The organism is Oceanicella actignis, from assembly GCF_900111545.1.
In the GTDB taxonomy this organism is placed as follows: Bacteria; Pseudomonadota; Alphaproteobacteria; order Rhodobacterales; family Rhodobacteraceae; genus Oceanicella; species Oceanicella actignis.
The window spans coordinates 439,677-452,299 of sequence record NZ_FOHL01000001.1 but is presented as its reverse complement, the minus strand read 5'-3'; the positions used below and the strand labels follow the sequence as shown (position 1 = coordinate 452,299).

At 69.4% G+C, this 12,623-nt stretch carries 14 protein-coding genes; all 14 read right to left on the bottom strand.

All coding sequences use genetic code 11. The annotated features are described in order from the left end of the window. The 14 genes from urtD to BMW67_RS02050 all read right to left on the bottom strand — a co-directional run bounded on the left by urtD (position 1) and on the right by BMW67_RS02050 (position 12,613). Positions 1 to 741 carry an urea ABC transporter ATP-binding protein UrtD gene (urtD, locus tag BMW67_RS02115; RefSeq protein ID WP_072748084.1) on the bottom strand — a complete coding sequence of 247 codons (741 nt, stop codon included), beginning with the start codon at positions 739 to 741 and terminating at the stop codon, positions 1 to 3. Continuing rightward, positions 738 to 1,844 carry an urea ABC transporter permease subunit UrtC gene (gene urtC / locus BMW67_RS02110; RefSeq protein WP_072748083.1) on the bottom strand — a complete coding sequence of 369 codons (1,107 nt, stop codon included), beginning with the start codon at positions 1,842 to 1,844 and terminating at the stop codon, positions 738 to 740. Before urtC ends, urtD begins: the two co-directional genes overlap by 4 nt. 2 nt (positions 1,845 to 1,846) lie before the next feature. Next, positions 1,847 to 3,460, bottom strand: a complete 1,614-nt coding sequence (gene urtB, locus BMW67_RS02105) for an urea ABC transporter permease subunit UrtB (protein ID WP_245728430.1) — start codon at positions 3,458 to 3,460, stop codon at positions 1,847 to 1,849. Positions 3,461 to 3,569: 109 nt separating this feature from the next. Next, positions 3,570 to 4,868, bottom strand: coding sequence for an urea ABC transporter substrate-binding protein (gene urtA, locus BMW67_RS02100; protein ID WP_245728429.1), 1,299 nt, complete (start codon positions 4,866 to 4,868; stop codon positions 3,570 to 3,572). Positions 4,869 to 5,690: 822 nt separating this feature from the next. Continuing rightward, positions 5,691 to 5,975, bottom strand: a complete 285-nt coding sequence (locus tag BMW67_RS02095) for a hypothetical protein (protein WP_072748412.1) — start codon at positions 5,973 to 5,975, stop codon at positions 5,691 to 5,693. After that, entirely contained in the window at positions 5,972 to 6,613 is a 642-nt protein-coding gene (locus BMW67_RS02090; protein ID WP_072748413.1) for a nucleoside/nucleotide kinase family protein, read from the bottom strand. The genes BMW67_RS02095 and BMW67_RS02090 overlap by 4 nt, the downstream gene beginning before the upstream one ends. A 44-nt stretch (positions 6,614 to 6,657) precedes the next feature. After that, positions 6,658 to 8,244, bottom strand: coding sequence for a hypothetical protein (locus BMW67_RS02085; RefSeq protein WP_072748414.1), 1,587 nt, complete (start codon positions 8,242 to 8,244; stop codon positions 6,658 to 6,660). Beyond that, positions 8,241 to 8,534, bottom strand: coding sequence for a hypothetical protein (locus BMW67_RS02080; RefSeq protein WP_072748415.1), 294 nt, complete (start codon positions 8,532 to 8,534; stop codon positions 8,241 to 8,243). Before BMW67_RS02080 ends, BMW67_RS02085 begins: the two co-directional genes overlap by 4 nt. Next, positions 8,531 to 9,094: a glycoside hydrolase family 108 protein gene (locus BMW67_RS02075; RefSeq protein ID WP_072748416.1), complete on the bottom strand. Its 564-nt coding sequence runs from the start codon at positions 9,092 to 9,094 to the stop codon at positions 8,531 to 8,533. Before BMW67_RS02075 ends, BMW67_RS02080 begins: the two co-directional genes overlap by 4 nt. Before the next feature lie 104 nt (positions 9,095 to 9,198). Further along, entirely contained in the window at positions 9,199 to 10,887 is a 1,689-nt protein-coding gene (locus BMW67_RS02070) for a hypothetical protein (RefSeq protein WP_072748417.1), read from the bottom strand. A 4-nt stretch (positions 10,888 to 10,891) separates the two neighbouring features. Next, on the bottom strand, positions 10,892 to 11,191 hold the full coding sequence (locus tag BMW67_RS02065) for a phage upper tail fiber protein (RefSeq protein WP_072748418.1): 300 nt from the start codon (positions 11,189 to 11,191) through the stop codon (positions 10,892 to 10,894). A gap of 1 nt (position 11,192) precedes the next feature. Next, positions 11,193 to 11,423, bottom strand: coding sequence for a hypothetical protein (locus tag BMW67_RS02060; protein WP_072748419.1), 231 nt, complete (start codon positions 11,421 to 11,423; stop codon positions 11,193 to 11,195). Positions 11,424 to 11,432: 9 nt separating this feature from the next. After that, positions 11,433 to 11,912 carry a hypothetical protein gene (locus BMW67_RS02055; protein WP_072748420.1) on the bottom strand — a complete coding sequence of 160 codons (480 nt, stop codon included), beginning with the start codon at positions 11,910 to 11,912 and terminating at the stop codon, positions 11,433 to 11,435. After that, the gene (locus tag BMW67_RS02050; protein WP_072748421.1) at positions 11,912 to 12,613 is read right to left on the bottom strand and encodes a DUF2793 domain-containing protein; all 702 of its coding nucleotides are present in this window, start codon (positions 12,611 to 12,613) and stop codon (positions 11,912 to 11,914) included. The genes BMW67_RS02055 and BMW67_RS02050 overlap by 1 nt, the downstream gene beginning before the upstream one ends. Positions 12,614 to 12,623 lie beyond the last annotated feature (10 nt).

The window sequence follows — 12,623 nt, the reverse complement described above, 5'->3', positions numbered from 1 at the left end:
TCAGCGCCCCAGATAGACTTCGATGACTTCGGCGTTGGCGGAGACATGCGCGAGCGAGCCCTCGGCCAGCACCCGTCCCTGATGCAGCACCGTCACCTTGCAGCCGAGCGCGCGAACGAACTCCATGTCGTGCTCGACCACCACCACCGCATGCCTGCCGGCGATCTCGCGCAGAAGCTCGGCGGTGCGCATCGTCTCGGCATCGGTCATGCCGGCGGCCGGCTCGTCGACCAGCAGAAGCTCGGGATCCTGCGCCAGAAGCATGCCGATCTCGAGCCACTGCTTCTGCCCGTGCGACATGCTGCCGGCGAGCGCATCGCGCGCCTCTTCGAGCCGGACCAGCGCAAGAAGCCGCTCGATTTCCCGCGCCTCCTCGCGCGTGCGCCGCCCGAACAGGGTCGCGCCCACCCCGCGCGGCCCCTTCAGCGCCAGCTCCAGGTTTTCCGCCACGGTCAGGCTTTCGATCACCGAGGGCTTCTGGAACTTGCGGCCGATGCCGAGCCGGGCGGTTTCGACCTCGTCGGCGCGGGTCAGATCCACGGTCTCCTTCCACAACACCTCGCCTTCGTCGGGGCGGGTCTTGCCGGTGACGATGTCCATCATCGTGGTCTTGCCGGCGCCGTTCGGCCCGATGACCGCGCGCAGTTCGCCCGGAAGGACCACGAGCGAGAGATTGTCGATGGCGCGGAAGCCCTCGAAGCTCTTGCTCACGCCGGAGAGATAGAGAAGCGAGCCGCTCATGCCCTTGCCTCCTCGGGGGCGGAAGCGCGCGCCGGGCGAAGCCGACCGAGCCCGTCCTCGAGCGCGCCCAGAACGCCGCGCGGCAGCCACAGCGTGACCAGCACGAACAGCCCGCCCAGCGCGAACAGCCACAGCTCGGGCAGCCACGCGGTCAACAGCGTCTTCGCCAGAGCGACGAGCATCGCGCCGAGCGCGGCGCCGACCAGCGTGCCCCGCCCGCCGAGCGCGACCCAGATGACGATCTCGATGGAATTCGCCGGCGAGAACTCGCCGGGGTTGATGATGCCGACCTGCGGCACGTAAAGCGCGCCCGCCACGCCCGCCATCACCGCCGAGACGGCGAAGACGAAAAGCTTGTAGTGCTCGACCCGGTAGCCGAGAAAGCGCGCGCGCTCTTCCGCATCGCGGATCGCCGCCAGCACCCGGCCGAGCTTCGATGCGGCGATCCAGCGCGCGATCAGCAGGCCCCCCGCCAGCGCGAGCGCCGAGGCCGCGAACAGCCCCGTGCGGGTGGAGGCGGCGGTCAGGTCGAGGCCCAGGATCTCCTTGAAGTCGGTCAGCCCGTTGTTGCCGCCGAAGCCCATCTCGTTGCGGAAGAAGGCGAGCATCAGCGCATAGGTCATCGCCTGGGTGATGATCGACAGGTAGACGCCGCTGACCCGGCTGCGGAAGGCGAACCAGCCGAAGACGAAGGCCAGCAGCCCCGGCGCCGCCATCGCCATCAGCGCGGCGAACCAGAAGCTGTCGAAGCCGAGCCAGAACCAGGGCAGCTCCTGCCAGTTCAGGAACACCATGAAGTCGGGCAGCACCGGATCGCCATAGACCCCGCGCGGCCCGATCTGGCGCATCAGGTGCATCCCCATCGCATAGCCGCCCAGCGCGAAGAAGGCGCCATGGCCAAGGCTGAGGATGCCGCACAAGCCCCAGACAAGATCGAGCGCGACGGCAAGCAGCGCGTAGCACAGATACTTGCCGACGAGCGAGACGAGGTAGGCCGGCGCCAGCTCGCCGGCCGCGGCCGAGCTGGCGACGGGCAGGCCCACCGTCAGGATGAACAGGCCGGCAAGGAAGATCGCCATGCGGCGGTCGATGATGCGGGCCATGCTCAGGCCTCCGCTGCGCGGCCGCGCTGGGCGAAAAGCCCGCGGGGCCGTTTCTGGATGAACAGGATGATGAACGCCAGCACGAGGATCTTGCCCAGCACCGCCCCGGTCCACGGTTCGAGAAACTTGTTCACGACGCCAAGCCCGAAGCCCCCCGCGAGGGCGCCCCACAGATTGCCCGCGCCGCCGAAGACGACGACCATGAAGCTGTCGACGATGTAGCTCTGGCCGAGATTGGGGCTGACGTTGTCGATCTGGCTCAGCGCCACCCCGGCAAGCCCGGCGATGCCCGCGCCAAGCCCGAAGGTGAGCGCGTCGACGCGGCCGGTGTCGATGCCCATCTCGGCGGCCATCGGGCGGTCCTGCGTCACCGCGCGCATCTGCAGCCCGAAGAAGCTGCGCCGGAGCACGAGCAGCAGGGCGAAGAAGACGGCGAGCGCGAAGATCAGGATCCACAGCCGGCTCCAGGTGACCGTCATCTGCCCGATCTCGAAGGCCCCGGACATCCACGATGGATTTCCGACCTCGCGGTTGTTCGGCCCGAAGATCGTGCGCACCGCCTGCTGAAGGATCAGGCTCACCCCCCATGTGGCCAGCAGCGTCTCGAGCGGGCGGCCGTAGAGATGGCGCACGATCCCGCGCTCGATGGCGATTCCGACGCCGCCGGCGACCAGCATCGCCAGAGGCGCGGCGATGAGCAGCGAGAAGTCGAGAAGCCACGGCGCAGACCCGCGGATCGCTTCCTGCACGGCGAAGGTCGTGTAGGCGCCCAGCATGACCAGCTCGCCATGGGCCATGTTGATCACGCCCATCACGCCGAAGGTGATGGCGAGCCCGATCGCGGCAAGCATCAGGACGGATCCCAGCGACAGGCCATACCAGACGTTCTGCGCGACGCCCCACATCCGCTGCGTGCGCTCGATCCGGGCCAGCGCGGCGGCGACCTCGGCTCCGATCGCCGGATCGGACGCATGGGGCGCGAGCGCCGCCTGCGCCGCCGCATCCCCGCGCGCCGCCAGGATGGCGACCGCGGCGCGTCTTTCCGCGACGGGGGCCTTTGCGTTCAGGATCGCCGCCGCGCGGGCTTCGGCCAGCGCGGCGGCGACCTCCCTGTCGGACTCGGCCGACAAGGCGGCGTCCAGGGCTTCGATATCGGCCGGATCGCCGCTTTTGAGGACCGACTGCGCGGCCCTCAGCCGCGTTTCGCGGTCGGGGCTCGTCAGCGACAGCGCCCCGATCGCGCTGCGCAGCATCCCGCGCAGCCGGTTGTTGACCTTGATCCTTTCGGTGGAGCGGGCCGGCGCTTCGCCAAGGCTTTCGCCGCTGAGCGCATCGATGGCCGTCGCGCCGGCCGCGCCCTCGACAACGATGACGACGCGCCCGTCCGCCTTGCGCGCATGCAGCCGCCCCTCGAGCAGGGCCTCGAACAGCTGCGCGGCGCGCGGGTCGCCCGTCCGGGCGATCGCGTCGATGGTTTGCGCGCGGTCCGAATAGCCGCCCTCGGGCAGGCGCGCCACAAGCTCCTCGAAGCCGGCGGCGCGGCTGGCGGAAGGCATCATCAGCGCAAGCGCCGTCAGCAAGGCCGCAAGATACGGGCGAAGGGGCAAGGCGAGCACGTTTTTCATCTTTTCCGACAAGCGATGAGACTGGTTTCGGGAAGGGCGGCCATGCGGCGGGCGGCGGGCCGGGCCCGCCGCCGCCGGTCCGGCCGCCGGGCCGCGCGCGTCAGCCGGCGCCGCCGCAGCGGCCCAGCTCGACGTTGAAGTTCCCGCAGGACATCGGCGCGCGCCAGTCCGAGATCAGCTTGGCGCTGTCGGGCAGATAGTCCGACCATGCGTCGCCGACGACGAGGCCGGGCGTCTCCCACACCACGTCGAACTGCCCGTTCTCCTGAATCTCGCCCACCAGCACGGGCTTGGTGACGTGGTGGTTGGGCATCATCGTGGAACAGCCGCCGGTCAGGTTCGGGGCCGAGACGCCGACGATGGCGTCGATCACCGCGTCCGGGTCGGTCGTGCCGGCCTTCTCGACCGCCTTCACCCACATGTTGAAGCCGATGTAGTGGGCTTCCATCGGGTCGTTGGTCACGCGGTTCGGGTCGCCGGTGAAGGCGTGCCACTTGGCGATGAAGTCGGCGTTCTCGGGCGTGTCCACCGACATGAAGTAGTTCCAGGCGGCAAGGTGGCCGACCAGCGGCGCGGCGTCGAGCCCGGCAAGCTCCTCCTCGCCGACCGAGAAGGCGACGACGGGAATGTCCTCGGCCGAGATGCCCTGGTTGGCCAGCTCCTTGTAGAAGGGCACGTTGGCGTCGCCGTTGATGGTCGAGACCACGGCCGTCTTCTTGCCCGCCGAGCCGAAGGCCTTGATGTCCGAGACGATCGTCTGCCAGTCGGAGTGGCCGAAGGGCGTGTAGTTGACCATGATGTCCTCGGGCGCCACGCCCTTGGACTTCAGATAGGCCTCGAGGATCTTGTTCGTGGTGCGCGGATAGACGTAGTCGGTGCCCGCCAGCACCCAGCGCTCGACGCCGCCGCCATCCTCGCTCATCAGATAATCGACCGCCGGAATGGCCTGCTGGTTGGGCGCGGCGCCGGTGTAGAAGACGTTGCGCTCGCTCTCTTCGCCCTCATATTGCACGGGGTAGAACAGCAGGTTGTTCAGCTCCTTGAACACGGGCAGCACGGACTTGCGGCTCACGGACGTCCAGCAGCCGAAGACGGCGGCGACCCGATCCTTCTCGATCAGCTCGCGGGCCTTCTCGGCGAACAACGGCCAGTCCGAGGCGGGGTCGACGACCACCGGCTGCAGTTCGCGCCCCAGCAGCCCGCCCTTCTTGTTCTGCTCTTCGACGAGCATGAGCATGACGTCCTTCAGCGTCGTCTCCGAAATCGCCATCGTGCCCGAAAGCGAGTGCAGCACGCCGACCTTGATCGGGCCGTCCGTGGCCGCGCGCAGGATCGACGGCGCCGAGAGCAACGCCGTTCCGGCGGCGCCCATCTTCAGGAATTCTCTGCGACCGAGCATGTTTCCCCACATCTCCTCGAAGGTGCGGAGACCTGCCGGTCGCGCCTGCGCCGCGGCCCCCGGGAAGAGGGGCGCATTGCGTCAAGGCGGCCGTTATGGCAGGCATGTCCCCGCAACATCCGTTGCAAACCGTGCGGCGGCAGGAACCCGGCCAGGCGATCGCCGCCGCACACCTCTTTCCTTCTTCATGCGGCGCCGAGCCTTGTGACCACGAGCCGCACAGGCATGCTGTCGGACCCTCGTCGAGGGAATCAAGCTTTCCGCCCCGCCGATGCTGCACTGCGGCACCAGAATGCCCACAATTTGTGCAGGAATGCAGGGATTGCGCGTTTTCGCATCTTTGTGTGATCCGAGGATGCGTGTTTTTTGGGCGAATCGATTCGCCCGCCGTAGCCGCAGGCCCGCGCCCAGGCCGCAGCCGGAGCGTGAATTCAGATCTCACGAAGAGCGCCCCTCGCCCCGGGTCCGCCGGCCCTTGCGCGTGGACGGCGCATCCGCGCTCCGCCCGAGTTGGGCGCCGCGCCGCTCACAGGCCCGTGCAGGCTGAGTCGACCAAGGCGCCCAAAGGGGCGCGTCGGCGATTCTCGGGCGGGTGTCGAGGGCGAACGAAAGGGCGTCGCGGCCAGCCCGTTGCGCGGGATGGCGGCGACGCCCTCAAGATCCTCGGGAACCGAGGAGAATTGGAAATTTGGCATCCCCTAGGGTTTCAAAACCGATTGGCGGCATTGGTCTAAGCCAATGCAAAAAAAGAAAAAACCCGGCCGCACATGGCGGCCGGGTGTTCAAATGTTCCGGGATTTGTTCCGGCGCGCGCGGGCCGAATCAGGGGGCGGCGGCGGCCAGCGCAGCGGCGGCCCGCAGGCGTGCGCAAAGGTCGATGCGCAGCGCCCGCGCGGCGGCCAGTTGACCCTCCGCGACGCCAGCCGCCAGCGCGTCGGCGGCACCCGTGGCCTGCACCGCATCCATGCCGGCGCACAGGTCAAGGGCGGCCGCGGCCACCCCCGCCGCATCGCCCGCGGCGATTGCGTCGCGGGCGTCTCGAATGGGCGTGCAGGCGGCCAGCAGGGCGGCGACGCCGGCCGCGGAAAACATCATCGCTTTGGTCATGATTCAAACCTCCCATCAAGGGCCGCGCAATCCGCCGCGCAGGCCCAGCGGCGCGCCGCATGGCGCAAGACTTCGCGGGCGGCCGCCGCGCCGTCATCTTCCGCAGCATTCAGAACGGCCACGTCAGCCTCGACGCCGGCTTCCGAAATGTGGCCGCCCACATCGTCGCCCCTCGGGCCCACGATGCGCACCACGAAGCCGCCGAGGGCGCGAATGGCGGCCGCCTCGTTCTCGAACCGCACCGAATCGTTGACGACGCCGCGGCCCGCAGACACATGCGCCCGCGCCCGGCGGTCCCAGGCGCCCACCCAAAGGTCGGGCGTCATCTGTTCGCGGCCCCATTCGGTCCCGAGCCGCTGCATCGCCTCCGTGGGGGTCCGCCCCCCCAAAAGCGGATCGGGCGCGCGCTTCAAGTCGCCGTCAATCCTGCGCGCAATCTCCGCCGGCGGAATGCTGCATTGCGCGTAGAACGCTGCCAGCATCGCCTTTAAGGGCACGCCGGTTCCGTCAACGACAATGCCGCCGCGCGCCCGCTGGATCGCGCGCGCCACGGTTGACTTTCCGACCCCGGCGACACCCGCCAGGCCGATGATGAACGACGCCGGCCAAAGGGCCGGCGGGTGCTGCGAGTCCGACATAGGGGCCTCATGTGCCATGTGAATGGAAGGAACCAGGCGGGCCGCTACTCGCCCCGCCACTTCGCGCCCCGCATCGTCACAAGGGCGCGCTTGCCGTTGTCATAGGTCAAGGCGTGGGTGTGCGACCAATTCGAGGGGCCGCGATTATAGCCCATGCACAATTCACAACTGACCCCCACCTGGTAGCAGCCGGCCACGATGTTGGCGCCGTGCGAATGCCCAATGGTGGATCGGCGGCCGATGCGCGCCAGCGCCGCAGCCGACCCGCGCGCGCCGTTCGGCCCTAGGTCGCCGTGGTGCGCGTGGTCGATTCCGGCGATTGTCAGCGGCTCATCGCGCCGAAGGAAGCGCACGGGCGGGCCGCCGGCCCTGGCGATTGCCCAGGCCACAAGGTCGAATTCCCGCCCGTCTCGTATCGCCTCAACCTTCGCCAAGGCCGCGGCAAGATAGAAATGCGCATTCACAGGATCGGCGCGCCAGTCCGACTCCCTCACCCATCGGTCAAGGTGTTCATCGTGATTCGACTTCACAACGAAGGTTTCAGCCCACGGCCGCACCATGCGCCGCAATTCAGCGGCGGTAGCCTCAACCTCGGATTCAACCGATTCGCGCCCGGCGAAATGAAGCGCAAGGCGCTCCTCCAGCGCCAGATGGTGCGAACGCCGGCCCATATTGAACACGTCATGCAACACCTGGGCGCGAGGGCGCAGAACGTCCACCATGCCGCCGGCGCCCCACACCGCGCCCGCCACCACCTGGTCGATGCGCTCGCCGTGTATGTCGCCGGGTGTGAACACCGCGACCCGGTGGCCGCGGGTGACGCGGCCGCCCTCCACGCGCGCGTCAAGGTCATGGATGACGCCCGCCCGGTCCGCGTTCACCTGGCGCACGAACCAGTCGCCCGCGGCGTCAACTTCAACCATCAAGCCGGAATAAGCGTGATGAAATTCGGCCTTCAAGCCCGCCTTGCGCTTGATGTAGTTTGCGAGGGTGGCCGCCCCGGTGGTGTAATTGATTTTCACCGGGTCGGGCTTCGCGGTGGCGATGGATCGCAGCGCAAGATGCGTATGCGGGAAGATGCAGGAGTCCACGCCGGTGAAGCTATCCAAGCCCGAAAGAGGGTTGGCGGCGGTCGGAAGGGCGTTCATGTCACCCGCCCACATCAGGCCAGGGGCCAGCCGCACCCGCTCGTCGCAGATATAGGGCGCGAACTCGGGCGCATACCAAAGATCGCCCTGCGCCGCGCCGTCATCCTTTTCCTGCGCCACCTGCTGCCGGGTGTGATTGTATCGGATGCGGCCCAGCATCACCCGCGCGCCGGTTTCCTCGGCCAGCGCCAACAGATTGGCCCAAAACTCGCGATGCGGCGCGGTGTTGTTTTGAACCGCCGAAAGCAGATAACGCGCCACGCCCCGCTCGGGCACGGGAAAGACCACCTCGCGCGTTGCGTCAACTTCCCCGTGCGGCGTTATTCCGTAACGATCCGCGGCCCGCAGGCGGCGCTGAACGGCCGCGCGAGTCATGCCAACGGCCCGCGCGGCGGCGGCGATGCTGCCCGCCGCCGCAACCGCCTGAACGGCCTCCCGCGCTTCCTGCGGCGTGATGGGCGCGCGCGCGCCGCGCGCGGTCATCGCCGCCCCCGCAAAATCAATGCGAACAGCGGCGACAGCGCCCACGCGGCGAAGCGCACCAGCAGAACAACGCCAGACGCCAGCGCCAGCGCGTCGGCGGCGGTGACGTAAACGGGCAGGCCGCCCCACTCGAACGCCGCCACCGATTGCTCAACGAAGCGCGCCGCCAGCCCCGCGCCGGGGTTGCCGATTTCGCCGGAAATGGCGCCGGCCCAGCGGTCCACCCCGGCCGCCGTCGCCATGGTGGCGAAAAGCCCCGCGTCGATCCGGTCAAGGGGTCCGCGCGTCACGAGTCCGCCCTCGGCGCCGCGTATCCGTCGCGGATGTTGGGAAGGCGGGCCGCCTCAAGGTGCGCCGCGAAAAGCCGCCGGAACCACCCCAGGCCAAAGCGCACGATGTGCGGCAAGCCCGAATAATGAAGCGCCCGCCTGGCGGCCACGTCGCGCAAGAACGAATCGGGGCGCAAGCGCGCCTCCCGCTCGATGGCGGCCAATGTGACAGGCCCCACGATTCCGTCAGCCGCGACGCCGGCGGCGGCCTGCACAATTCGCGCCGCGCGGCGCGGCCCCTGATTGACGGCCGAGTCGAACACCAGCAGGGCCACAGCCGGGGGCATGTCGCCACAGCGGCAAGCATTCCAATATGCCGCCCGGTAAAAGGCGCGCGCCTCCGCGCGGGTCATGGCGGCCAGGTCGCGGCGATCCACGCGGCCGTCGCCGGTTACGTCAAGGGCCGCGGCCGCGAGGGCGCGCAGGGTGACGCCCCATTTCGTGAGGCCCCCAGGGTCGCGCGGATCGTCAGACCAACCGCCCTCCCACCTTTCGACAAAGGCCATTGCGCGTTCAAACATGCCAACCTCCACGGGCAACACGGAAAACGAAAAGGCCCCGCGCGCGAATGCCGGGGCCTTTGATGCTGTTTTGCAGCGGTCGGGGCGCGGCGCCCCCCTATGGTTCACGCGCCGGCGGTGAACACAGCGCGGCGGGTTTCGCCCGTCAGGCCCGCGGCGGGGTTGGTGTCGATCCTGCGGCGGGTGGTCACTTGGAAGGTGTAGAGCGCGCCGGGGGTCAGGCCCGACAGGTTCGCAACGCCCGAATAATTGGCCCCGTGGTCAGCCTGCTGGCCCCACAGCACCGGCCGGAACGCGCCCGCCTCGATGTCCTCGGGCCGGTGGAAGAACACGTCGCCCTCGAACACCGCCCAGGTGTCGGTCCCAGGCGCCGTGGCGCCCCACGTCGCCGTCGCGGCGCCCGCGCCAGCGGAAGCCACCGCCAGGTCGGGCGCAATCTTGGTTCCGCCGCCTCGGGTCAGCTTGTGGACGGCCGAAGGCGCCCCCACGGGCGCGCCGGCTTCAATCTCCGAAAGGATGAAGTAGGCGTCTTGAACCGTATTTGCCGCGAAGGTGCCCGACCCCGTGAACGCGCTGAAATCCCCGGCCGCCAAAAGGTCCAGGGTGAAGTCAGACACCTTGCCGGGCACGCTGGCCGCCGCCAGCAGGTCGGCGGCGGAAGGGGGCGCACTGCCCGCATCCAAGACCATGCCGAAAACGCGCCCGCCAACGCTGGCGTGGCCCGAAACCTCCATTTGCGACCCGGTGTCATCGGTGAACATGGGGGGCAACAGGAAGGCCGGGCGAAAGCCGCTGAACGGGTGCGACACCACCAGCCCGTCGCCGGGGCGGCCGTGCGCGTCGCGAATCCACGCGAATGCGCGCCGGCCAATGTCGCCCTGCGCGGCGCCATCATAGTGGGTGTCGGCGTCCGCCGTCCCCCACGCCCCACCGCCGGAAATCAGCGTTGCGTTTGGAATCTCGGCGGCGGCGGCGGCCAACTGCCCGTTAACCGCGGCCCGATCCGCGCCGTTCTCGAATACCTCGACAAGCGCCACCGGGAAGTCGCAGCCCAGCAGCGCGCGCACCTGCCGCACGTATTCCTGGAGCCGGCCAGACATGGACTCGCCCATTTTCGCGCCGCCGCCGGGGTGGTCAAGGTTGGCGTCGGCCTCTCCGATGACCACCACCGCCCCCTGGATCAGAACAGACTTTCCGGCGGCCGCCAGCCCCGCCAGGTTGACTCCTGCGGTGGTCTGGATCGCGCCGAGCGAATAGGCCGTTTCCCGCCCGCCGTGGCGGAATGCGTCCACTTCGGTGCCGCCAAGCGTCGCCTTCAGCACGTAAAGCCGGGGGTCGGCGTCGTCGCGCCATTTGCGGGCCGCCGGCGCGCCCAGCACGTGACGCACCAGGCCAACCTCGGGGCCGAAAGATGGCGTCGCGTCCGGGATTCCCCAAACGCCCCCGCTCCACATCTTGGCCGCGGTGCGCGGCTCGCCGGCGCCGGGGGTCGCGAGGCCGCGCCGGCTGAACTGGCCGCCCGTGGCGCTGGCCGGAACGTCCGCAGGGGTGAAGCGCGCCCATTCGTGAATCATGCGCTCCCCTGCCGCCAGCGCAGGCACGGCCGCCGCCGGGTCGGCCTTGGCGGGGTCTTGCTCATAGGGCGCCCATCCCGATGCGTTGGACTGCCCCAGGATCAGCCACACCGCCACCGCGTCGGCGGGCCAGTCGGGCGGGGGCGTAAACACCTGCGCGGCGCCAAGGTAGGCGGGGGCGGGCAGGGCCACGGGATCGCTGCCGAAAAAAAGCGCCATCAGATCACCCGTTCACAATGTAAAGGGTTGCCGCGTCGGGCGCTGCAAGCGCGTCATATTCGGCCTGGGTCAGCGTCACGATGCGGGCCACGTCCGCCGACGCCACGAACGGCCCCGCGGCGTCGCCGGCGCCGTCATTCATCAGGTCAGACGTGGCGCCGGGAACCGATGCCGCCATCGCGAAGGAGTCGGCGGCGTCGGTCAGAAGGTCAATCAGGTCTTGCCCAGACGTGCCGCCCTGGCCGGTCGTGTCCACCTTGGCCGCAACCTGATTCAGAAAATCGGCCCTTGTTCTTTCGGTCATGTCAGGCTCCTGCGCTGGCGCCAAAGTCGGCGCTGAAATCGGCGTTGAAGTCGGAAGGGGTGGGCGTGGGCGTCGCCGGCGGGGCGGCGTATTCATCCTCCGGGAACACCGCCGAATCCGTGATGGTGCGCAGCACGGTGCGCAGGTGGGCGGGGGTGATGGCGCCCTCCTCGTTATCCGGGATCAGGTTTGCAATTTGCGCCAATGTCGCGGCGCGGGTTTGCGCGGGCATGGCCGCCTCCTAGTCGAATGCCTCGGAATAGCCTTCATCGAAGGCGCCGCCGGGAACGTGCGGGGGCGCCTGGTCGGTGACGAACTGCACAAGAAACCGCGCTTCAACGGTGCCCACGCGGCGCTCGCCGCGCCCCACCGAAACCTCGAAGCCGGCGGGGTCAACGTATTGCGCCAACCCGCCAAGCCGGGCGGGCGGCGCCGCCAAAACATCCGCCAGCCCGCAAGCCAGAGACGACAGCCGCGACTCCATATCGCCGCGGCCGGCCACTTGCGCGGCCACGGTGATTTCATCCTGGACGATATACGCGCCGGGGGCGTTCATCGCGCGCGGCTCGCGCTCGCGTTCCGCCGCCGCCACCCAGAAGGCGGGCAGCCGGTCCGCGGCGGCGGCTTCTGGCTCCTCGGTGCGGTCCACCGCGTCGGGCCACGCCACAGCGATGCGCGCGCGCACCGCGTCGAGAATCAACTTGCGCTTGCCGCCGGCCATCAGGGCGCCGCCGGAATGATGAGCGACACCGACAAGCCCAGCCTGCCGCCGGTGAATGTCCCGCCGTTTGCCGTCGCCACCACATCGGCCGGCGCATAGGTCGCAAACGGGCCGACCACCCCGACATTGGCCGCGCCCAGCGATGTGCCCAGGGCGCCGCCGAACCTGCTAGGGTCCGATCCGTCGCCCAAGTCATACGACGCGGCGCCGGTCACTTCCTCAAGCACCCAACACGTGACGCCCAGCACGATGGCGCGCGGCGGAATCAGCCCGGCCGCGGCGGCGCTGGCCCCGGCCAGGTCCAGCGCGCCGTCGCGGATCGCCAGCCCCAGCGAAGAGCCGCTAGCGCCGGCCACCGATCCGGGCGCCCATACGCCGCCGCCCACATGGACTCGGTGCGCGCCCTCATCCAGCACAAGCAGCCGGTGCCCGGTCGGCGCGGGTCCGCCGAACCACCCGCCGCCCAGATACACCGCAACATCGCCGGGGGCGAGACTCGCGCCCTCGGGCGTGACGAATGCGCCGCCGGGCGGAACGATCCACGCCGCCCCCTCGGCCGGCGCCGCCGGCGAGGGGTCGGTGGCGCTGACCACGGAAGCGCCGGCCATGGCGGCCAGCATGTCCATGGCCTCGTTGTGGGTGACGTGCTTTTGCGCCTGGTCGGCGGCGATATAGGGAACCCCAAAAAATGGCGTTGCCATGCCAGCCTCC